At 70.6% G+C, this 22,482-nt stretch carries 15 protein-coding genes; 6 read left to right on the forward strand and 9 right to left on the reverse strand.

Annotated elements, in window-relative coordinates; translation table 11 throughout:
• Positions 1 to 257: 257 nt before the first annotated feature.
• The 4 genes from PKF00_RS08395 to ftsE form a co-directional block, all read right to left on the reverse strand.
• Positions 258 to 2,141: a penicillin-binding transpeptidase domain-containing protein gene (locus PKF00_RS08395; protein WP_271216810.1), complete on the reverse strand. Its 1,884-nt coding sequence runs from the start codon at positions 2,139 to 2,141 to the stop codon at positions 258 to 260.
• A gap of 2 nt (positions 2,142 to 2,143) precedes the next feature.
• Complete coding sequence (smpB, locus tag PKF00_RS08400) at positions 2,144 to 2,611, reverse strand: SsrA-binding protein SmpB (protein WP_271216811.1); 468 nt, start codon at positions 2,609 to 2,611, stop codon at positions 2,144 to 2,146.
• An 80-nt stretch (positions 2,612 to 2,691) separates the two neighbouring features.
• A complete protein-coding gene (gene ftsX / locus PKF00_RS08405; protein ID WP_271216812.1) occupies positions 2,692 to 3,600 on the reverse strand; it encodes a permease-like cell division protein FtsX in 909 nt (302 codons plus the stop codon).
• Positions 3,601 to 3,636: 36 nt separating this feature from the next.
• Positions 3,637 to 4,326, reverse strand: coding sequence for a cell division ATP-binding protein FtsE (gene ftsE / locus PKF00_RS08410; RefSeq protein ID WP_184538795.1), 690 nt, complete (start codon positions 4,324 to 4,326; stop codon positions 3,637 to 3,639).
• Positions 4,327 to 4,561: 235 nt separating this feature from the next.
• On the opposite strand from ftsE, the gene PKF00_RS08415 reads away from it, so the two are divergent.
• Positions 4,562 to 4,753 carry a hypothetical protein gene (locus PKF00_RS08415; RefSeq protein WP_271216813.1) on the forward strand — a complete coding sequence of 64 codons (192 nt, stop codon included), beginning with the start codon at positions 4,562 to 4,564 and terminating at the stop codon, positions 4,751 to 4,753.
• A gap of 186 nt (positions 4,754 to 4,939) precedes the next feature.
• On the opposite strand, the gene prfB is transcribed toward PKF00_RS08415, so the two are convergent.
• Positions 4,940 to 6,058 (reverse strand): peptide chain release factor 2, encoded by a 1,119-nt coding sequence (gene prfB, locus PKF00_RS08420; protein ID WP_271216814.1) that lies wholly within the window; start codon positions 6,056 to 6,058, stop codon positions 4,940 to 4,942.
• A 108-nt stretch (positions 6,059 to 6,166) separates the two neighbouring features.
• Here prfB and PKF00_RS08425 point away from each other — a divergent pair, with 108 nt between their 5' ends.
• Positions 6,167 to 7,216, forward strand: coding sequence for a DUF8094 domain-containing protein (locus PKF00_RS08425; protein WP_271216815.1), 1,050 nt, complete (start codon positions 6,167 to 6,169; stop codon positions 7,214 to 7,216).
• Between the two features lie 55 nt (positions 7,217 to 7,271).
• Here the strand turns inward: PKF00_RS08425 and PKF00_RS08430 are convergent, their stop codons facing one another.
• Complete coding sequence (locus PKF00_RS08430; RefSeq protein ID WP_271216816.1) at positions 7,272 to 12,152, reverse strand: NAD-glutamate dehydrogenase; 4,881 nt, start codon at positions 12,150 to 12,152, stop codon at positions 7,272 to 7,274.
• A gap of 991 nt (positions 12,153 to 13,143) precedes the next feature.
• Here PKF00_RS08430 and PKF00_RS08435 point away from each other — a divergent pair.
• The 3 genes from PKF00_RS08435 (at position 13,144) to PKF00_RS08445 (ending at position 17,483) form a co-directional block, all read left to right on the forward strand.
• Positions 13,144 to 14,562 (forward strand): FAD-binding oxidoreductase, encoded by a 1,419-nt coding sequence (locus tag PKF00_RS08435; protein ID WP_271216817.1) that lies wholly within the window; start codon positions 13,144 to 13,146, stop codon positions 14,560 to 14,562.
• 79 nt (positions 14,563 to 14,641) lie between these two features.
• Positions 14,642 to 16,870: a sensor histidine kinase gene (locus PKF00_RS08440; RefSeq protein ID WP_271216818.1), complete on the forward strand. Its 2,229-nt coding sequence runs from the start codon at positions 14,642 to 14,644 to the stop codon at positions 16,868 to 16,870.
• Positions 16,848 to 17,483, forward strand: coding sequence for a response regulator (locus PKF00_RS08445; RefSeq protein ID WP_271216819.1), 636 nt, complete (start codon positions 16,848 to 16,850; stop codon positions 17,481 to 17,483). Before PKF00_RS08440 ends, PKF00_RS08445 begins: the two co-directional genes overlap by 23 nt.
• On the opposite strand, the gene PKF00_RS08450 is transcribed toward PKF00_RS08445, so the two are convergent.
• Complete coding sequence (locus PKF00_RS08450; RefSeq protein WP_271216820.1) at positions 17,455 to 18,126, reverse strand: hypothetical protein; 672 nt, start codon at positions 18,124 to 18,126, stop codon at positions 17,455 to 17,457. The genes PKF00_RS08445 and PKF00_RS08450 overlap by 29 nt on opposite strands.
• 477 nt (positions 18,127 to 18,603) lie before the next feature.
• Here PKF00_RS08450 and PKF00_RS08455 point away from each other — a divergent pair, with 477 nt between their 5' ends.
• Positions 18,604 to 19,245 (forward strand): GNAT family N-acetyltransferase, encoded by a 642-nt coding sequence (locus PKF00_RS08455; protein WP_271216821.1) that lies wholly within the window; start codon positions 18,604 to 18,606, stop codon positions 19,243 to 19,245.
• 92 nt (positions 19,246 to 19,337) lie between these two features.
• On the opposite strand, the gene PKF00_RS08460 is transcribed toward PKF00_RS08455, so the two are convergent.
• On the reverse strand, positions 19,338 to 21,449 hold the full coding sequence (locus PKF00_RS08460; RefSeq protein WP_271216822.1) for an acetoacetate--CoA ligase: 2,112 nt from the start codon (positions 21,447 to 21,449) through the stop codon (positions 19,338 to 19,340).
• A 130-nt stretch (positions 21,450 to 21,579) separates the two neighbouring features.
• Positions 21,580 to 22,431 (reverse strand): serine hydrolase, encoded by an 852-nt coding sequence (locus tag PKF00_RS08465; RefSeq protein WP_271216823.1) that lies wholly within the window; start codon positions 22,429 to 22,431, stop codon positions 21,580 to 21,582.
• Positions 22,432 to 22,482: the final 51 nt, after the last annotated feature.

Below are 22,482 nucleotides of genomic sequence, written 5' to 3' on the forward strand. Positions count from 1 at the left end.
TCACGGCCCCTGGAAGCGATCGCGCAAGCCCGTCGACCGGAACGGCGAAACCCCGGGAACGCGGCGTGATCGCGCACGTCCCCGGGGTCGACCGGCAGGGTCGAGCCGGTCCGGACGGCCAGGGCTTCCCCCGAGACGAAGCCCCGATCCCGTCGCGGCGACCGGGTCCGCAACCCCCCAAGCGGTGCCCGGTCACTTAGAAGGACGCAGACCGGGCACCCAATGGTTGCTCAGGGTGACGAGAATATTTCAGGTCGTCACATTCCGGCGTGCAGGCTCTGGAAGAACCGGCCCGCGATGTTCGCCCCCGCCGTGGAGTCGGTGCTCTCCGTCAGCACCGCCACCGCTATGTCCCCCTGCCATCCGACGAACCACGCCAGCGACTTGCGGCCCTGCGTGGCGACGGCGGTGATGCCGTGGACCGGGTCGCCCGGGGTCGCGGCGGAACGGGCCGAGCCCGTGGTCACCCCGGCGCGCATGAGGGTGCGGAGCGTGGCGACGGTCCTTTCGTCGATCTTGATCGGATCGGGCGCCTTCGGAGGCCCTGCCTCCGCCGAGGGGTCCGGGCTCTGCGGGTCGGTGACCAGGACGGGCGGGCGCCAGGTTCCCGAGGAGATCGCTCCCGCGACCAGCGCCATGGACAGCGGGCTGACCGAGACGTTCTGCCCGGCGATCGCCCTGGCCGTGGCCGCGTCGGTCTTCGGGAGCTTCAGCGAGCCGCTGAAGGACTTCAGCGGCAGGGTCCACCGCGAGTCGATGCCGAACTTGGCGGCGCTCGCCGCCAGCTCCGCGCCGTCGATCCTGCGGGCCAGCGCGGCCAGCGCGGTCACACAGCCGTTGGCGAAGTCGCCCTGGAGGGTGGGCGCGGTCCCACCCGGCGGATTCGCCTGGTGGAACCTCGCGCCTCCGACGCTGCGGTCGACGGGGCAGGCGAGCTTCTGCTTGGTGCTGACCTGGGCCTTGAGCAGCGCCTCGACGGACATGATCGAGAAGGTGGTGCCCGCCGGGAACCTTCCGGCGAGGGCGTCCTTCTCCTGGTTGTACTCCTTGGTGCTGCCGACGGCGCGCACCTCGCCGGTCGAGGCCTGGACCGCGACCAGCATGCCGGGCGTGCCGGCGAACAGCGCGCTGTCGGCGGCCTTCTGGGTCGGGCCGTCGATCGTGGTGCGCACCGGCGAGGTCGGCCGGCTGGGCCGCCACTTGCGGAGCTCGGCCACCTGCTCCTTCGTCTTGAGGTCCACGGTGATCACGCGGGTCTCGGTGGACCCGGTCAGGTGCTCCTGGTAGGCCTTCTGCAGCCCGCTCCTGCCCACCGTGTCGCCGGCCCGCTGCGGGCCGCCGAGCTGCTGCTCGCTCTCCGGGGTCACGGCGGTGACCGTGCCGACGATCTGGGCGGGAGAGTCGGGCGCGACCGGCTGCTTCTGCGGCGAGATGGTGATGCCCTGGATGGCCGTCAGCTGGTCGCGGAGCTGGGCGTACTTGGCGCGTCCGAAGGTGACCAGCGGCACCTGGACGTTGGGCCTGGCGGACCTGATCCGGCTCAGCAGGCGGTCCTGCGGGAAGCCGGTGATCTTCGACAGCTGCTCGCAGACCGCGACGTCGTCCTTCAGCGTGGCCGGGACGACGTTCGCCACGTACAGCGTGGCCTCCTGCTGGAGCGGATCGCCGTTGCGGTCGAGGATCGGCTTGCGCCCCTCGGGAATGACGTCCACGGCGAAGCGCTGGCCCTCGCGCAGCTCGGGATGGAGCACGCTGGGCGACCAGTGCACCTTCCAGTGACCGTCCACCAGCTGGAGGGGGAGCTTGCCGGTGTACTCCCACAGGGGGTTGTTCTCCCCCAGGTCGACCTCGGCCGCGAAATCGGCCTCCGACTGGTCTCCCGTACGCCTGATCCCCTTGACCTGGAAGCGGAACGAGGCCGCGTCGAGCTGGATCTTGGCGTCCTCCAGGGCCTTGCTCACCGCCTTCTCGTCCCCGTCGGTACGGCGGGCTGCGGCGGCGTAGTCGCCCGTCTGCCAGCCGACCAGGAAGTCACGCACCGCCTCGTGGGCCGAAGGCTCCTCGAGGCAGGCGGACAACATGGGGGCCGTCGCCGCCAGCGCGAGCGCCGCGGCGACGGTTCGCCGAGCCTTCCCCGTCACGGTTACCTGTTCCTGTGCCGCAGAGCGCGAGCCATCTCACGCTTGGCCTGGTTCTCGGCGAGGGTCTGCCGCTTGTCCCAGTCCTTCTTGCCCTTGGCGAGGCCGATCTCGATCTTGGCCTTGCCGTCCTTGAAGTAGATCGCGAGCGGCACCAGTGTGAGGCCGCCCTCCTTCGTCTTGGAGACCAGCTTGTCGATCTCCTTGCGGTGGAGCAGAAGCTTGCGGGTGCGACGCGCCGCGTGGTTGGTCCACGTCCCCATGGTGTACTCGGGGATGTGGACGTTGATCAGCCAGGCCTCGCCGTCCTTGATGACGGCGTAGCCGTCGACGAGGGAGGCCCTGCCGAGGCGTAGCGACTTGACCTCCGTGCCCTGCAACACGAGACCAGCTTCGTAGGTGTCCTCGATGTGGTAGTCGTGCCAGGCACGCTTGTTCTGGGCGATGACCTTCCGCCCGGTCTCACGTGGCATGCCCCCGAGCCTACCGGGGACCGGAGCGGCGAGCCGCTTCCGAGAGCGGGAGCACGCCCGGCGAACCCGCCGCGCGCCGCTCAGACACGCAGGTAGCGGCGGAGCGTGACGAACGAGGCGAGCACACAGATGAGCACACCGAAGATCATGGTGAGGCTGATCACCGAGGCGACGGTCTCCCAGGTGAGCGGACTGTTGTTGGCGAGGTACAGCTGCACGCCGTCGAAGAGGAAGACCTTGCTGACGATCAGCAGCACGGCGGCGACCACGCCGCCGATCAGGCCCGCGATGACGCCCTCCATCACGAAGGGAAGCTGGATGTAGAGGTTCGAGGCGCCGACGAGCCGCATGATGCCGGTCTCCCGCCTGCGGTTGTAGGCGGACAGGCGCACCGTGTTGCCGATCAGCAGCGTGGCCGCGAAGACCAGGATGATGGCCACGACCAGGGCCGCCCAGCGGAGCTTCTCCAGCAGCCCGAAGAACTTCTCCAGGATCTCCTTCTGGTTGACCACGTTGGAGACGCCGGGAGCGCCCTTGAGGGCCTCGATGACCGCCGCGTAGCTGTCGGGGTCCTTGAGCTTCACCCGGAAGGACTCGGGCATGTCACCGGGCTGCACCACCGACAGCATCACGGTGTCGTTCTTGAACTGCTCGCGGTAGTTGGCGTACGCCGTCGCCGCGTCCTCGAAGTCCACCTTCTGGACCTGGGGCATGGCCTCGATCTGCGCCCTGAGGGCGGCCCGCTCCGGCTCGTTGACTCCGCCGCTGCCCTTGCACTGCGGGAAGGGGTCGTTCTTCTTGCACAGGAAGACGGAGATCTCGACCTTGTCCGACCAGAAGTCCTTCATGGTGGAGATCTGAGAGTTGATCATCAGGCCGACGCCCAGCAACGCCATGCCGATCGCCACGGTCACGATGACCGCGATGGTCATCGTGAGGTTACGGCGGAGGCCGATCCAGACCTCGGAGAAGATGAAGTTTGCCCGCATGCTCTTCCTGTCGCTTCGCTTCTTCTGGTCCTGGGGTCAGTACGCCTGGCCGTACACGCCACGCGACTGGTCTCGGACGATCTTGCCGTCCTCCAGTTCCACTACGCGCTTGCGCATGGAGTCGACGATGGCCGCGTCGTGCGTGGCCATGACGACGGTGGTGCCGGTCCGGTTGATCCGGTCGAGCACCTTCATGATGCCGATGCTTGTGGCGGGGTCGATGTTTCCCGTCGGCTCGTCGGCCAGCAGGATCATCGGGCGGTTGACGAAGGCGCGGGCCATGGCGACCCGCTGCTGCTCACCGCCGGACAGCTCGTCGGGCATCCGGTGGGCCTTGCCCTCGAGACCGACCAGCTCGACGACCTCGGGCACGACCTTGCGGATGAACCGGCGCGGCTTGCCGATGACCTCCAGGGCGAACGCGACGTTCTCGTAGACGTTCTTGTTCGGCAGCAGCCGGAAGTCCTGGAAGACGCAGCCGATCCGGCGGCGCAGGTGCGGGATCTTGAAGTTGGACAGTCGGGCGAGATCCTTGCCGGCCACGTGGATCGCCCCGGAGTCGGGACGCTCCTCCTTCAGGACCAGGCGGAGGAAGGTCGACTTCCCGGACCCCGAAGGGCCGACGAGGAACACGAACTCGCCCTTGTCGACATCGACGCTGACGTGGTCCAACGCGGGCCGGTTCTGGTTCGCGTAGACCTTGGTGACATTATCAAAATGGATCACGGGCGCATCACGGCATGCCAGTCTAGGGGTTAGGACGGTCGCGGTGGTGGCAGAGGTTCACTTCCGCCTCTCGCCGGCCGGGGGGCGCCGGTCTTTACTCTTGATCGACGTTCCGGTTGGCCGGAGCCCAGTCTAGGGGGAAGACTGGCATGGAACGTCCATAACGGAAACAAAACGATTCGGCGCCCGGTAACGACCGCATAAAGTAGTTCTGACCTAGGAGACGGAGGCTCTCATGAGCTGTGAAGACCTCGTCTGCGCCCGGTGCGCCCACCCTGTCGCGGAGGGCCGCTGCCCCCAGTGCAGGGCCTATCGTGATCGGATGCACCAGCACGGGCTGGGCGGGTTGACGCCCGCGATGCTCTCGCTGCTGCTGATCGCGCTGTTCTTCCTCACCCTCGCCCTGAGGCACCTCACGGGCGTCTGAGGATCGGCGAAGGCCCCGAGACGGCCCCGGGGCGGCCCTGAGAAGCCGGGCAGGCGGCGAAGGGCCGAACGCGCGAGGGCGAGCGGCCAGGACCGGTCGCCGTCGCGAGAGGCGGGCGTGACCGGACCGCCGGGCCCCGGGAGCACCCCGGGACACCCGCGAGCGCCCAGGGGCGTCCCCGGACGCCTACGCCTCGCCGTCCGCCTCCTGGCGGCGGGTCCAGCGGATCTCCGACTCGATGAACTCGTCGAGGTCGCCGTCGAGCACCGCGCCGGGGTTGCCCGCCTCCGTGCCCGTCCGCAGGTCCTTGACGATCTGGTAGGGGTGCAGCACGTAGTTGCGGATCTGCGTGCCCCACGAGGTGGTGGCCTCGCCCCTGATCTCGTTGAGCGCCGCGGCCTCCTCCTGCCGCTTGCGCTCCAGCAGCTTGGACTGCAGGACCGCCATCGCGGTCGCCTTGTTCTGCAGCTGCGAGCGCTCGTTCTGGCAGGAGACCACGATGCCGGTCGGCAGGTGGGTCAGCCGGACCGCGGAGTCGGTGGTGTTGACGCCCTGGCCGCCGGGGCCGGAGGAGCGGTAGACGTCGACCCGCAGGTCGTCCTCGTTGATGTCGATGTGGTCGGTCGTCTCGACGACCGGCACCACGTCGACCCCGGCGAAGGAGGTCTGGCGGCGGCCCTGGTTGTCGAAGGGGCTGATCCGCACCAGGCGGTGCGTGCCGTGCTCACCGCGCAGGGTGCCGTAGGCGTAGGGCGCCTTGACCGTGAAGGTGGCCGACTTGATGCCCGCCTCCTCCGCGTAGGAGGTCTCGTAGACCTCCGTCGGGTAGCCCTTGCGCTCGGCCCACCGGATGTACATCCGCAGGAGCATCTGCGCCCAGTCGGCCGCGTCCACGCCGCCGGCCTGGGAGTTGATCGTGACGACCGCCTCACGGGAGTCGTACTCGCCCGACAGGAGGGTGCGGACCTCCAGAGCGCCGATGTCGCTCCTGAGGGAGGCGAGCTCGCGGTCGGCCTCCTCGCGGGTGTCCTCGTCGTCCTCGGCCGCGGCGAGCTCGTACAGGACTCCCAGGTCCTCCAGACGCTGCCCGAGCGCCTCGACCTTGTTGACCTCACCCTGCAGGTAGGAGAGCTTGCTGGTGACCTTCTGGGCCCGCTCCTGGTCGTTCCACAGGTCGGGCGCGGCCGCCTGCTCACCGAGCTCCTCGATCTGCTTGCGCATCGCGTCGAGGTCGAGCACGTCCTGAATGCTGTTCAGCGTGCCGACGAGCTCGTTGATCTCTTCTGCCGGATCGATGAGTGCCACGTCTGTAAAGGGTACGCGACCGGCGCACCCCGTTGTGTCCGGCGTTGTGCACGGCCCGCGCCGTGCCATGGCTAGCATGGGCGCCGAGGGGACCATGAGGAGGCGGACGTGCGGGGTCGTGGGCGACGGGGTCTGCTCGTGTTCGCCCTTGCCCTGTTGGCCGGGACCGCGGCGTGCTCCGGCTCGGGCGCGGGGAACAGCGTGCCGAAGCGCGAGGCGCGGGCGACGGGCGCGACCTCGTCCCCTGCCCCCGCCGCGCTGCGGACGCCCGCCGTCACGCTGGCCGAGGCGGGCAGGGCGCTGTCCGGGATCCTGGGCGCGGGGGCGGTGCTGGAGGGCGCGACCCCGCATCTGGAGGCCGACCGCAGAAACATCCTGGAGCAGACCCGTGACGCCCAGGAGGCGCTCACCATGGCCGCCTTCAACAGCTCGGCGGGGGCGCTGCCCCACTACACATGGGGCAGGCCGGAGCTGCTGGTGCCGAGGGAGCAGCAGGCCCCCCTCTGGTTCGCCGCGATCGTCGACCGCGAGGACAGCGCGGGCGACGTGCGCTCCGCCGTGCTCACCCTGACCAAGTACGGCGAGCACGCGTGGTACCTCAGCTCGACCTCGCTGCTCGAGCGGGACGCGCCCGTGCCGGAGATCGCCAAGGACGCGGAGGGGTACGCCGTCGCGCTGGCCGAGGACGACCCGACCACGGCGATCAGCCCGCGGCTCATGGCCCCGCTGCACGCCACCTCCGCCGAGGAGGGAAGCGCGGGGTTCGCCGCCGGGCTGATCGAGAAGGGGCCGCACACCACCGGCTACGCCGAGGAGATCGCGGGCAAGCGGCCGAAGTACAAGAGCGACTGCCTCGGCTACGACTCGATCTTCGGCGCGAGCAACTACCCGGTGCGCGCGCTGCGCACCGCCGACGGCGGGGCCATGGTCATGTACTCGCTGATCAGGACCACCAGTGTGACGGCCAAGATCGAGCCGTGCGCCGACATCAGGGTTCCGAGGGACGCCGAGAGGCTGGCCTCGGCCCCCGGAGCGCGCAAGGAACTGCGCACCGTGGAGACGCAGCAGTACGTCAGCACGGTCCCCGCGAAGAACAGCCGCACCCTGGCCAGGGTCATCGGCTACCTGGGCGGCGTCACCAAGGTGATGGCCAACTGACCGAGGCCCGGCGCGGCCGGGCCCGTGGTGGTCGCACGGGCCCGGCTCAGGCGGCTCAGGCCTCGGTGTGCGGGAGACTGGTCGCGGCCACCAGCGTGCGGATGGCCCGCAGCGCCACCGACAGCGTCGCGAGGTCGAAGTTGTCGCTCTCCCAGATCTCCGACAGGGTCTGCCGGGACCTGGCGACCGCCGCCGAGTTCGCCTCGGTCCAGCGTGCGAGGCGCTCCTCCGGCGTCAGGCCCGGTGTGCTGTGGACCAGGACGTCACGGGTGAGCGAGGCGTGCGCGGCGTAGAGGTCGTCACGGAGCGCGGCCCGCGCCATGGAGTTCCACCGGCTGTCACGGGGCAGCGCGACCACGCGCTCGCGCAGCCTGGACAGCTGGAGCCGGTCGGCCAGGTCGAAGTAGACCTCGGCCACCTCGTTCACCGGACGCCCCGTCTGCGAGGCCACCTCGACGAGGTCGAAGGTGGAGTAGGCCGGGACCATCGCGGCGACCCGCTCGGCCAGCTCCGCGGGCACCCCGCGGGCGACGAAGGAGTCGCGACGCTCCTCGAAGCCCGCCAGGTCGGAACCGGTGAGCAGCTTGGGCAGGTGCGGCAGCAGGCCGTTCATCCCCTTGGCGAAGAAGCTCACCGTCGAGGCCAGGTCGAGCGGCGCGCGCCGGTTGCCGAGCAGCCAGCGGGTGCCGCGCTCGCCGAGCTTGCGCGCCTCCAGCTCCATGGCGATCTGAGTGGAGGTGTCCACCTTGTTGTCCAGCTCCTCGACCTGCCGCCAGAAGCTCGGCAGGTCGAAGACCTCGCGCGTGACCAGGTAGGCGCGGACGATGTCCGGGGTGGACGCGCCGCTCTCCTCGCCAAGGCGGAACATGAAGGTGGTGCCGCTGGAGTTGACCAGGTCGTTCACCACACCGGTCGTGATGATCTCCCTGCGGAGCGGGTGGGCGTCCATGTAGGAGCGCAGGCGCTCGCGCAGCGCGGACGGGAAGTAGGACACCAGCCACGAGGCGAGGTACGGGTCGTCGGGCAGGTCCGAGGCGAGGATCTCGGCGTCCGTGACCAGCTTGGTGTAGGCCAGCAGCACGGAGAACTCCGGCGCGGTCAGCCCGAGCCCGGCCTGACGCCGTTCGGCGAGGGCCTTGTCCGACGGCAGGAACTCCAGCTCCCGGTTGACCAGCCCGGCCCGCTCCAGCTTGCGCAGCTGACGCGCGTGGATGTGCAGCATGTCGGGTGCCTGCGCGCGGGCGGCGGCCAGCACCACGTTCTGGTCGTAGTTGTCCCGCAGGACCAGCTTGGCGACCTCGTCGGTCATGTCGAGGAAGATCTGGTTGCGCTGCTTGTCGGTCAGCTCGCCGTCGCGGACCGCCCGGTCCAGCAGGATCTTGATGTTCACCTCGTGGTCGGAGGTGTCGACCCCGGCGGAGTTGTCGATGAAGTCGGTGTTGACGAGCCCGCCCTCGCGGGCGAACTCGATGCGGGCGAGCTGGGTGAAGCCCAGGTTCCCGCCCTCGCCGATCACCTTGCAGCGCAGTTCTGAGGCGTTGACCCGGAGGCCGTCGTTGGCCTTGTCCCCGACGTCGACGTGCGACTCGCTCGACGCCTTGACGTAGGTGCCGATGCCGCCGTTCCACAGCAGGTCGACAGGAGCCCGCAGGATGGCGCTGATCAGGTCGTTGGGGGCCAGGGACGTCACGCCGTCCGCGATGCCGAGCGCGCTCCGCATCTGCGGGGTGACCGGGATCGACTTGGCGGTGCGCGGCCAGACGCCGCCGCCCTGCGAGATGAGCGAGGCGTCGTAGTCGGCCCACGAGCTGCGCGGCAGCGCGAAGAGCCGGGCCCGCTCCGCGTAGCCGCGCGCGGCGTCCGGGTCGGGGTCGACGAAGACGTGCCGGTGGTCGAAGGCCGCGACCAGCCTGATGTGCTGCGACAGCAGCATGCCGTTGCCGAACACGTCGCCGGACATGTCGCCGATCCCGGCCACGGTGAAGTCGGTGGTCTGGATGTCGACGCCGGTCGTGCGGAAGTGGTACTTGACCGACTCCCACGCGCCCCGGGCGGTGATGCCCATGGCCTTGTGGTCGTAGCCGATCGAGCCGCCGGAGGCGAAGGCGTCGCCGAGCCAGAAGCCGTACTGCTTGGAGACCTCGTTGGCGATGTCGGAGAAGGTCGCGGTGCCCTTGTCCGCGGCGACCACGAGGTAGGTGTCGTCCTCGTCGTTCCTGACCACGTCGGCGGGCGGGACCACCTTGCCGTCGACGAGGTTGTCCGTGATGTCCAGCAGGCCGGAGATGAACACCCGGTAGCAGGCGATGCCCTCGGCCAGCACGTCCTCGCGCGCACCCGACTTCGGCGGATTTTTCACCACGAAGCCGCCCTTGGAACCGGTGGGGACGATGACGGTGTTCTTCACCATCTGCGCCTTCACCAGCCCGAGCACCTCGGTGCGGAAGTCCTCCATCCGGTCCGACCAGCGCAGGCCGCCTCGCGCGACCTTGCCGAAGCGCAGGTGCACGCCCTCGACCCGCGGGGAGTAGACGAAGACCTCGAACCTGGGCCTCGGCAGCGGCAGCACGCTGATCGACGGCGAGTCGAACTTCAGGCTGATGTACGGCTTGCGTTCGCCGTCGACCGTCTGGAAGTAGTTCGTCCGCAGCGTGGCGTCGATCATCTCCAGGTAGGCCCGCAGGATGCGGTCCTCGTCCAGGGAGGCGACGTCGTCCAGCGCGCCGAGGATCTCCTCGTTCAGCGCCTCCGCCAGGTCGGAGCGGACCTCCTGGTCGCGCCTGGGGTCGAGCCTGGCCTCGAACAGCCGCACCAGCAGCCGCGCGAGCCGTACGTTGCCCAGCAGCACCCGCTCGATGTAGTCCTGGCTGAACGTGCTCCCCGCCTGACGCAGGTACTTGGCGTAGACCCGCAGGATCTCGGCCTGCTCCCAGGTCAGCCCCGCGGCCAGCACCAGGGCGTTGAACCCGTCGCTTTCGACCCTGCCCCGCCACAGCGCGTCGAAGGCGTCCTGGAAGAGGCGCTTGAACTCGTCCCTGTCCACCTCGGGCGACAGGGTGTAGCGCAGCCCGAAGTCGTAGATCCAGGCGTCGTTGGTCGCCGGGTCGTTGTCGCGGTCGATCTCGTAGGGACGCTCGTCGACCACCTCGACGCCGAGGCGCTGCAGCAGCGGCAGCACGTGCGACAGGGAGATGGGCGCGCCGATCCGGTAGAGCTTGAAGCGGCGCTCGCCCTCCGAGGCGTCGTACGGCTCGTAGAGGTTCATCCCGATCTCATCGGGCGAACCGCCCGCCAGCGCCTCGAGACGGCGCAGGTCGGCCACGGCCAGGCGGGGCGGGAAGTCGGCCTTGTAGCCCTCGGGGAACGCCGCGGCGTACCGGCGCGTGAGCCGGGGGCCCTCCTCCTCCGAGCTCAGCTCGGCGATGGCGGTGGCCAGGTCGTCGTCCCACGAGCGGGTCGCGGCGGCCAGCCTGCCCTCCAGCTCCTCCACGTTCAGCGCGTCGGCGCTCAGCGGCCTGCCCCGCTCTCCGCGTACGACCACGTGCAGCCGGGCGAGCGCCGACTCCCCGATCATCGCGCTGTAGTCGAAGGAGGTGCCGCCGACCGCCTTGAGCAGGATCTCCTGCATCCTGACGCGGATCTTGGTGGTGTAGCGGTCACGCGGCAGGTAGATCAGGAAGGAGATGTAGCGGCCGTAGTCGTCGGGCCGCAGGAAGACCTTGACCTGCTTGCGCTCGCGCAGCCTGAGCACGCCGAGCGCGATCGGCAGCAGCTGCTCGACCGAGGTCTGGAAGAGCTCGTCCCTGGGGAAGGTCTCCAGGATCTCGATGAGGTCCTTGCCGTCGTGGCTGTCCGGTTCGAGCTCGGCCAGGTCGATCACCTCGGCCAGCTTGCGCCGCAGCACCGGGATCCGGGAGATCGACTCGTTGTACGCCACGTGGGTGAACAGGCCGAGGAAACGCCGCTCGCCGACGACCTCGCCCGTCTCGTCGAAGAGCTTGACGCCCACGTAGTCGAGGTAGGCGGGGCGGTGCACGGTCGCGCGGGTGTTGGCCTTCGTGATGATCAGCATCTGCTGCCGGTCCCTGGCCTTGGCGCGCAGCTCGGGCGGGAGCGCGGCGAAGCTCCCCGAGCCCGCCTTGTCATGGCGCAGGATGCCGAGGCCGGTGCCCGGCACCGGGCGCAGCGTGTCGCCCTGCTCGCCCTCCTCAAGGCGGTACTCCCGGTAGCCGAGGAAGGTGAAGTGCCCGTCGGCCAGCCAGCGCATCAGCTCCAGGCTGTCCTCGACCCCGGCGAGGTCCAGCGGCGGCGGGTTGACCGAGACGTCCTCCGCGGTCCGCACGGCCAGGGCCCGCATCTTGGCGAAGTCCTCGACGGCGTAGCGCACGTCCTCCAGGACCCGCTGCAGGTCCGACTCCAGCTGCTTGAGCACCGCGGAGTCGGCCTGCCTGTCGATCTCGAAGTGCATCCAGGACTCGGTGATCGTCTGACCGCCGTCGTCCTGGCCGCCCCTGCCCAGCAACTTGCCGGTGACGTCCCGGTGCACCCGCACCTGCGGGTGCACCACCAGGTGGGTGGTGATCTCATGACGGCCGAGCTCCATCGTCACGGAGTCGACCAGGAAGGGCATGTCGTCGGTGACCACCTCGACGACCGAACGGCCGGGATCCCAGCCGTGCTCCTCCAGACTCGGAGTGTAGGCCCGCACCAGGGCCCGCCCCTGGGGGCGCTTCTCCGCGAGCTGTCGCTGGGCCATCGCGGGGCCGTACACGTCGACCGGGTTGCGGCCCAGCAGATCCTCCGGCGCGACATGCCGATAGTAGAGCCTGAGAAAGGCGAGTGCCTCCTCATCACTCACGTGGTCGCTGCCAGGCGTGTGCGCGCAGGTCTCCGCGGCACTCCTCAGCAGCTCGTCCTTCGCCTCGTCGAGCGGCATGTCGCTCTCACTCCTTTGTGAGGGGTTTTTCGTATTAGATAGGGATCTACGATTAAAATCGTCGTTCCCTCGGCGGGGGAAGTAATGCGGGCGCGCGCCGCACCGGGCGGTGGGGCCCCCGTCGTCTCGCCCCTGCCCGGCCTCATGTGAATCCGTCACCCGGCCGCCACGCGAGGGGCCTGCCGTAAGGCGACGGTCCCGTGACGGTGATCCGGTCCTCGGACACGGGCGACGAGATGGACTCGTCCACCGCTCACCTCACCGAAACCCCACCCGTCGGGCACGGCCCGTGGCACAACACCTCCAGCGGCCACCTGTCCCGATCCCCGTTGACCGAGGCATGCCGCCGCTCCTGATACCACCCGAAAAGCTGTGAAACGTCAATGTGGCTTCCGGCTAACAACGGGAGAACTGGAGCGCTCCAGCCCGATAGGGCACCACGATCCGGACGCTCCCCAATCTCCGGGAGCATGACCGAAACCCCGAGCGCGTGGCACGGGCCCAGCCCGCCACCCGGGCTCAGGCGCGCCGCGGAACCGGGATCCGATCCCGCGCGCCGACCTCCTCGGCCCTGCCCCGCGGGGTCCGGGTTCTCCGCCGCCCGCCGGGCACACGAGCCCGGACAGGCCGCACCCGATGACTCCGCAGTGTCCCACGGACGGCCCGCGTCGCGCCCGCCGTCTCGGAATTACCTCTCATGACTGCCACGATCCAGCGGTCCCGGCACGGCGAATCTCGGCGCGCCCCTCCCCCCCGGCGCGATCAGCCCGGCGCGGCGGGCTCGGCGCCGAACTCCCGACGCCGACCCCCGACAGGAGAACGCCCGTTCGATCCGATGCTCCAGCAAGCACCCCGTACATCCACGAAGTGATGCGAATGTGACCAACCACGCGGGCTTTCCCGCCGTCTCACCGGGCAGGTGACACGCAAGCATCGGAGAAAGATCATGCAACCCGCTCAGGACCGGCGGACATTCCTCAGACTCGGCGGCATGGCCGCCCTGACCCTGGGAGCCGGATTGCCCACATCCACCACAGCGGCCCCCGCGGAGTGGAACGCTCTGGGCCGGGGCCTGGACGGCAAGCTCATCCGGCCCGGCGACGCCTCCTACGACGCGGCCCGCCGCCTGTTCAACCCGGCCTTCGACGCGACGCGGCCCGCGGGCGTCGCCTACTGCGCCTCCCCCTCCGACGTGGTCGAATGCGTGAACTTCGCCCGCAAGATGAAGGTGCCGCTGGCCGTGCGGTCGGGAGGGCACTCCTACGGAGGCTGGTCGACGGGCAGCGGCCTGGTCGTCGACGTCTCCCGGATGAACACGGTCAGGCAGGCGTCGGGGCGGGCGACCGTGGGGGCGGGGGCCAAACTGGTCGACGTCTACGACAAGCTCGCCGCCCGCGGGGTCAGCATCCCGGCCGGAACCTGCCCCACGGTCGGGGTGAGCGGGCTGACGCTCGGCGGCGGGATCGGCGTGGTGTCCAGGAAGTACGGCCTGACGTGCGACGTGATGGAGTCGGTCCAGATGGTCACGGCCGACGGGCGGCTGCTGACCTGCGACGCCGACCACAACCCCGACCTCTACTGGGCCTCGCGCGGCGGGGGCGGCGGCAACCTGGGCGTCGCGGTCTCCTTCGGCTTCAGGACCCACCCCACGCGCGACGTCACGGTGTTCTTCCTGCACTGGCCGTGGGCGAAGGCCGCCAAGGCGGTCAGGGCGTGGCAGGCATGGGCCCCGGCCGCGCCGGACGAGATGTGGTCCACGCTGCACCTGAGCAGCGAGGGCGGGATGGACGTGCAGATCGGCGGCCTCTACCTGGGCGGCAGGGCGGGCTGCGAACGGCTGCTCGACCGGCTGACGAGCGGGATCGGCCCGGTCTCGAGGACGTTCGTCAAGCAGACGTCCTACAGCCACGCGATGATGATCATGGGAGGCTGCTCGACGCTGTCGGTCTCCCAGTGCCACCAACCCGGCTCCCTGCCGGGGCAGACCCGCGACGGCAGGCTGTCGCGGGACAACTTCAAGGGCAAGTCGCACATGGCCTACCGCCCGCTCTCCGAGGCGGGCGCCAGGGCACTGGTCGCCCAGATCGCCAGGCCCGGCAGCCACACCGTGCTCCTGGACGCCCTCGGCGGAGCCGTGGGACGGGTGCGTCCCGAGGCGACGGCCTTCCCGCACCGGGCCGCCCTCTACAGCGTCCAGTACTACGCCCACCACGTCGGCGCCGCCGCCTGGACCAGGAACGCGCACGCCGCGATGCGCCCCCACTTCGGCGACCACGCCTACGTCAACTACGTCGATCCCGAGCTCAGCGGCTGGCGCACGGCCTACTACGGGGCGAACGCCGACAGGCTCGCCCGGATCAAGGCCGCCTACGACCCCGGCCGCCTCTTCCGCCTGCCCCAGGGTTTCTGACATTCGCGTCCTGGGACACTGCCTCTCCTTTTCCGGGCGAAAGCACCTATACGGTGTGTCAATCGGTCAGGGAGGGACAGTGGCGGCAGCGACGCGCATCGCGTGGTCGTGCTGCGCGCTGACGCTGTCCATGGTGGCGATCGCCGTCACCCTGGCGTCGCTCAACGGAGTCAGCCCGCTCGGCCTCGGCCACCTGCTCTTCGTGATCGCCTGCGCGCTGGCGGGCGGTCTGATCGGCTCACGGCGGCCCGAACACCGGGTCGGACTGTCGCTCGCGATCAGCGGGTTCTGCTTCGCGCTCATGGAGGCCTGCGGCCAGTACGCCGTCTACGGCCTGGTCACCCGCCCCGGCCTGCCGCTCGCCCAGGCCATGGCATGGCCGCAGACCTGGCTCTGGGTACCGGCGAACCTGTCCATCGCGGTGATACCGATGATCTTCCCGGGCGGCAGGGTGTCCTCGCCCTGGCTGCGCCCCCTCATCCGTCTCGCGCTCGTCGCGGCCGCGTCGACCATGGCGGTGAGCGCGCTGCGGCCCGGCGAGAACGAGCAGGTCGGATCGCACACCGGGGTGGTCAACCCGCTCGGGGTCGCCTGGGCGGCCCACCTGGCGCCGCCGGTCGAGACCGCGATGACGGTCCTCACGGCGGTGGTCTTCCTCGCGGGCGGGGCCGACCTGTCCTTCCGGGCGCTGCGCAGCTCGGGCGAGGAGCGCCGCCAGACCAAGTGGCTGGCCTACGCCGTCGGGATCGAGATGCTGGTCGTCGCCGCCCGCCTCGCGGCAGGACTGACCGACGACCTCCCCGGCCGCGTCTGGCCGACGACCACCTCCGTCTGGGAGCTCGGCTCGGCGACGACCGCTCTGCTGCCGGTCGCCGTCTGCGTCGCCGTCCTGCGCCACCGGCTCTTCGACATCGACCTCGTGATCAACAGGACGCTGGTCTACACGCTGCTCTCCGGCTGTGTGACCGCGGGATACGTGGCCGTCGTCGCCTACCTCGGCGCGATCTTCCCCAGCGGGGACCTGCCGGTCCCGGTGCTGGCCGCCGGGCTCGTCGCACTGGTCTTCGAGCCGTTGCGGCAGCGGCTGCAGGGCTGGGTGAACCTGCTGACGTACGGCGAGCGGGACGACCCCTACGCGGCGCTCACCCGCCTGGGCAGGCGCCTTGAGAACACCGGGGAGCCGGACGCCGTGCTGCCGGGGGTCGCGCGCTCCGTGGCGGAGGCGTTGCGGCTGCCGTACGCGGCGGTCGAGACCGCCTCCGGCTCGCGGCACGCCTTCGGCGCCCCGACCGGCGACCCGGTGCGGCTGCCGCTGACGCACAACGGCGCCCGGGTCGGCGACCTGATCCTGTCGCCCAGGGCGGGCGAGACCGGATTCGGCCGCCGTGACCTGCGCGTGCTGACGGACCTGGCCAGGCAGGTCGCGGTGGCCGTGCACGCCACCCGCCTCTCCGCGGACCTGCGGCGCTCACGGGAAAGGCTCGTGATGGCCCGCGAGGAGGAGCGCCGCCGCCTCAGACGCGACCTCCACGACGGGCTCGGCCCCACCCTGGCCGCGCTGACCATGCGGGCCGAGGCCGCCCACGACCTGGTCGAGGAGGAGCACGCGCGACGACTGCTCACCGACATCATCGGCGACGCCGAGGCGGCGGTCGCCGACGTGCGGACCCTGGTCGAGGGGCTGCGGCCCCCCGCGCTCGACACCCTCGGCCTGCTCGGCTCCCTGCGCGCCCACGCCGTCCGGCAGCCGCCCGGTCTGCGCGTGGCCGTACACGCCCCGGACGGCCTCCCCCCGCTGCCCGCCGCGACGGAGGTCGCCGCCTACCGCATCGCGGCCGAGGCGCTGGCCAACGTGCGCAGACACGCCGGAGCGACCCGTGCGGAGCTGCGGGTCGAGGTGGGCGACGGCATGCTCAGGCTTGAGGTGTCCGACGACGGCGACGGGCCGCGGCGGTCCGGGGACGGCGACCGGACGGAGCCTGACGGAAACGGCGACCGGGCGGGGGCGGACGGGAACGGCGACCGGGCGGGGGCGGACGGAGACGGAGACGCGCGGCCGGAAAGGGACCACGGCGGGACACCGCCGGACGGGAACGACGGGGCGCGGACGACGCCCCTGGACGGCCCGGGCCCTGCCGGAGTGGGAGTGACGTCGATGCGCGAGCGGGCCCTGGAACTGGGGGGATCGTTCACGCTCGAGAGGCGTCCCGGAGGCGGGACCAGGGTCAGGGTCACGCTTCCCGCACACGAGACAGAGCTCCCCACACGTGGAGGAGAGGAGTCCGATGATCCGGATCCTGCTGGTTGACGACCACCCCGGATTCCGCGCCGGGCTGCGGACCCTGCTGTCGGCGGCCGAGGAGGTCGACGTCGTCGAGGACGTGGCGAGCGGGGAGCAGGCGCTGGCCGTGGTCGGGCGCGTGCAGCCCGACGTGGTCCTGATGGATCTGGCGATGCCCGGCATGGGCGGGATCGCGGCGACCGAGCGGCTCGTCCGCGACCATCCCCACATCCGGGTGATCGTGCTCAGCATGTCGGACGACGACGACTCGGTGTTCGCCGCCATCCGGGCCGGGGCCAGAGGCTACGTCCTCAAGGGCGCGCGCAGAGCGGAGATCGTACGGTCGGTGCAGGCGGCGGCCGAGGGGGAGGCCATCTTCGGCCCGGCCATCGCCGCCAGGCTGGTCGGCTACTTCACCGAGAGGGAGCGCGGCGAGCCCGCGCCCGCGCTGCCCGAGCTGACGCGGCGGGAGAAGGAGATCCTCGGGCTGGTCGCGGAGCACCTGACGAACCCGCAGATCGCGGCCAGGCTCGGGCTGAGCCAGAAGACCGTGCGCAACCACGTCTCGGCCGTCTTCGCCAAGCTCCAGGTGACCGACCGCGCTCAGGCGATCATGCGGGCGAGGGAGGCGGGGCTGTGACGCCCGTCCGCCACTCGGCGTCCGAGGTCCGCAGCACGCGCAGCGCGATCCAGCCGTAGGCGGCCAGGTGGAGCAGGGAGCCCACCGACTGCACGGCCGTGGACTGCTCCATGGTCACGAACGGCACGACCGTGCCGGCGAGCGCGACGACCGGCACCCACCAGGGAGCCACCCCGGCCACGACGAGTCCGATGAGCAGGGTGAACAACCCGACGTGGGCGAGAAAGCCGGGAAGCAGCATGCCGTACAGGAAGCCCCACAGCTCCCCCACCCGAGCCGTGACCGCCTCGGCCTGCGCGTCGGGGAGGATCTGGGCCAGGGCCAGGTCGTAGAAGTCGGTGGTGAAGAGCGTCAGCGCGTGCCCCGCGCCGAGCAGGCCGAGCGCGGCGCCGATGTTGCCGACCAGCGGGGCGCGCCGGCGGAGCAGGTGGGCCAGGCCTAGGATCACCGGGATGAGGCTGAGCGCCGTCCAGAGAAAGAGCAGCCCGCTGACCTGGACGAGACCGGGATGCTCACGGAAGACGGCGGGGTCGTGCTCGGAGGACGGGGGCGAGGTCAGGAAGGCCAGGAACTCCAGCACCGGCCAGGCGAGCAGGGCGACGCCGGTGACGATCCGGCGAAACGCGTCAGGGTTTTTCAGCACCCGCCCACCGAAACCTACGGGTGTCCCACCGCGCATGGCCGTTTGTCCGCACCCCTCCGGGAAAATGTCCCGATCCGCCCCCTTAACCCCCTACCCCTTGCCCCCTTTCCCCTCCGCGTCCCTGTCTCCCTCTCCCTCTCCCCCTCCGCCTCCCCGACCCCTTGTCCCCTCTATCCCTCTATCTCCTGCCTCCTGCCTCCTGCCTTCGGCTGATCCGCCTGACGCCCCACCGGCACGGCGCCCGCAGCTCCGCCGTTCCACCGTGTCCGTAGCCCTCCACCGCGCCGGTACGGCGAGCGGCGACGCGAACCCGACCGGCGCTCATGAGCGGTGCGCGTCTCGATGGGCGTCCTCGGCTGCGACACCGGCGAGGGGAACACGCCGACATTGGTCATGGGGAACCGGCATTGGTCGTGGGGAACACGTCGGCATTAATAGAGTGGACCTTTACGAAGTCAGGTCGGCAGGATCGAGGGCATGCGTAACTGGCCTCTCTTCCGACTCCGGCTGACCACCCCGCGCCTCGAACTCCGTCTCCCGTCCCTCGACGACCTCGACGACCTGGGCGACCGGGCCGCCGAGGGCGTCCACGACCCGGACGTCATGCCCTTCGTCTTCCCCTGGACACACGGCGAACCGGCGGACCGGGCGCGCACCACCGTTCAGTACCACTTCCGGGCATGGGGCGAGTGGTCCCCGGAGAGCTGGAAGTGCCCCTTCGTCGTGGTCTTCGAGGGACAGGTCGTCGGCACCCAGGAGCTGGCCGGCACCGACTTCGGCGTCACACGCGAGGTCTTCAGCGGATCCTGGCTGGGCCGCCGCTTCCACGGCATGGGCATCGGCACCGAGATGCGGGCCGCCGTGCTTCACCTGGCCTTTCACGGGCTGGGAGCGCGTTACGCCACCTCGGGCGCGTTCACCGACAACCCCGCCTCTCTGGCGATCTCCCGCAAGCTCGGCTACGCCGCCGACGGCGTGCAGGTCCACAACCGGCTCGGCGAACCCGCCGAGACGCTCCGCCTGCGCCTGTCCCGCGACGACTGGACGACTCCGGCGGGATTCCTGATCCATGACCTGGAGCCCTGCCTTCCACTGTTCGGCGTCAGCCGTACGGCATAGGGGCCTCCCCCGGCGCGGGGCCTTCGAGGACGGAGCGGTGGCGGCCCCCGCCGGGACGGTGTCCCGGCGGGGGAGCGCGCCCGGGGCTCAGGTCACCGCTGGGTGTCCGTCACCGGGGTGAAGTGGGACAGCACCTCGGGGTTGGCCATGGCGTCGAGGTTGGCGGCCTTCTCCGGAGGGGCGCCGAGGAGGATCTTGCGTACGGGGACCTCAAGCTTCTTGCCGCTGAGGGTGCGGGGGATGCCGGGCACCTCGATGATCTCGTTGGGCACGTGCCGGGGGGACAGCTCCTCCTTGAGCGCCTTGCGCAGCCGCATGATCAGCCTGTCGGAGAGGGGAACCCCCTCCGCCATGGTGACGTAGAGCAGCAGACGGCCCTCCTGGCCGAGCTGGCCGGTGTCGATCACCAGGCTGTCGGCGATCTCCTCGAAACGCTCGACCACCCGGTAGAACTCGCTGGTCCCCATCCTGACGCCGCCCCGGTTCAGGGTGGAGTCCGAACGACCGTAGATCACACAACCGCCGTCCGGAAGGATCTTGATCCAGTCGCCGTGCCGCCAGACGCCGGGGTAGTCGGCGAAGTAGCTCTCCTGGTACCTCACCCCGTCGGGGTCGTTCCAGAACATGACGGGCATCGACGGCATCGGCACGGTCAGCACCAACTCCCCCACCTCGCCGACCACCGGCACGCCCGACGGATCGAAGGACTCGACCCTCGCCCCCAGGCAGCGGCACGGGATGACGCCCGCGCGGACCGGAAGCAGCGGGACCGCGCCGACGAAGCCGGTGCAGACGTCGGTGCCGCCGGAGAACGAGCCGAGCTGGACCTCCGGCAGCGCGTCGTGCACCCAGCCGAACCCCTCGGGCGGCAGCGGCGAGCCCGTCGATCCCAGGCCGCGCAGCGCGGTGAGCCCGGAAGGACGCAGGACCGCCTTCATCGACGCGATGATGTACGGCGCGCCGGTCCCGAAGTAGGTGACCCCCTCCTCCTCGGCGAGGCGCCACAGCGCGTCCGTCCCCGGGTGGGTGGCCGACCCGTCGTACAGCACCACCGTGGAACCGGTCAGCAGGCCGCCGACGAGGTAGTTCCACATCATCCAGCCGGTGGTGGTGTACCAGAAGAAGACGTCGTCCTCCCCCAGGTCCTGGTGGAAGGAGAGCGCCTTGAGGTGCTCCAGCACCACACCGCCGTGGCCGTGCACGATCGGCTTGGGCAGCCCGGTGGTGCCGGAGGAGTAGACGATCCAGAGCGGGTGGGCGAAGGGCACCGGCTCGAAGTCGAGCGGTCCCTCGGTCGCCCGCAGATCCGCCCAGTCCAACGTACGGCCGCCGCCTCCTGCCCGTGCCACGTCCGAGACCTCAGCCGCGTCCGCGCCGTCCTCCGCCCGCGCCACGCCCGAGACGCCGGCCGCGTCCGCGTCACCGGAACCGCTCTCCGCCCGTGCCGCACCCGAGTCGCCGGCCGCGTCCGCGGCGGCGGAACCACCCCGAGCCTCACCCGCGTCCACGACGTCCGAGGCGTCCAAGGCGGGCATCCGCACCCGCGCAGCCAGGGTCGGCAGCCTGGCGGCGATGTCCTCGGCGACCCGGGCACGGTCGAACCACCTGCCGTTGTAGGCGTAGCCGTCGACGGTGAGGAGCACCTTCGGCTCGATCTGGGTGAAGCGGTCGATCACGCTGGAGGCGCCGAAGTCCGGTGAGCAGGAGGACCAGACGGCGCCCAGGGAGGCGGTGGCGAGGAAGGCGACGAGCGTCTCGGGCACGTTCGGCGCGTAGGCCGCGACCCGGTCCCCCCGTCCCACGCCCAGCCCCGCCAGTCCCGCGCGGACCCGCGCGACCTCCTCGGCCAGTTCGCCCAGCGTGAGCGTCCGCCGCCCGCCCGTCTCGTCGCGGGAGATCACCGCGAGCCTGCCGGGCTCGGCGGCGGCCCTGCGCAGCGCGTTGGCGGCGTAGTTCAGCGTCGAGCCGGTGAACCACTCGACGCCGGGCATCGTCCCGGACAGGACGGGCCCCTCACCCCGCTCACCCACGACGCCGAAGTAGTCCCAGATCGACGTCCAGAACTCGGCCGGCGAGTCGACCGACCACCGCCACAGCTCCTGGTAGTCGCCGGACCTGCCGAGCCACTCCATGTAACGAGTGACCTTGGCGGCTCCCACGATCTCCTGAGTGGGTTCCCAGAGCAGCGCACCTTCCTCAACCATGGCCCCATCCTCTCCGGGGCCCACCGGAATGTCATCCCCCGTGAACACACACTCCCCAGCCACACGATGTGGCCCGCCCACGTGCTCCTTCCCCGTCCGTCACCCCTGCTCCCCGGAGTTGTCGGACCTCTCAGTCGCGCAGGCGCTCCACGGCCGCCCTGGCCGCGGTGCCGATCACCGCGTCGGCGCGGGGCTGGTTCTGGGCCGTGCCGTACGAGCGGGTGAAGACGGCGACGGCGTAGCGTCCGCCGTCGGGATACTCGACCACGCCGACCTCGTTGCGGACCGTGGGCAACGTGCCGGTCTTGCCGCTGACCGCCACGTCGTCGTAGGGGAACCCCGCGGCCAGCCGGTGCGGCCAGACCTGCAGGCCGAGCAGCCTGCGCATCGCGGCGCACGAGGCGGGGGACGCCGCCTCGTCACGCCAGATCATGCCGAGCAGCCGGGTCATCTCGCGCGGGGTGCTCCGGTTGGTGCGCGCCGGGTCGAGCACCCGGAGCCTGGCGATCAGCGCGGGGTCCGTGGGCATCTCCTCCTGTCCCACGTCCTCGACGATGCTGGAGAACATGTCGCGGCAGTCGTGCTCGACCCACGTCCCGGCCAGGCCGAAGGAGGCGAGCATGGCGTTGATCTCCGGAAGGCCGACCCTGCCGATCAGGGTGTCGGCGGCGGTGTTGTCGCTCACCGCCATCATCAGATAGGCCAGGTCACGCAGGGAGATCGTCACGTCGTCGGCCATCACCGACACCCCCGTCGGTCCCGCGGTGTGGCGGTCCGCCATGACGGTGACGCGCTCGGTGGCGTCCAGCCGTCCCCTGTCGATCTGCCGGAAGAACTCGACCAGCAGGGCCACCTTGAACACCGAGGCCGTGACCACGGGGTCGTCTGCGCGGTGCGCGATCTCCGCCCCGGTGTCCACGTCGACCGCGTGCAGGAACCCGGTCACCCCCGCCGTCCGGAACAGGGCCTCCAGATCGGTCATGCCGGGAACCTCTCACCGATCACCGCGGGCCCTCTTCTCGACCTGCCGGGC

Origin of the sequence: Streptosporangium carneum (genome assembly GCF_027922005.1) — a bacterium.
Classification (GTDB): Bacteria; Actinomycetota; Actinomycetes; order Streptosporangiales; family Streptosporangiaceae; genus Streptosporangium; species Streptosporangium carneum.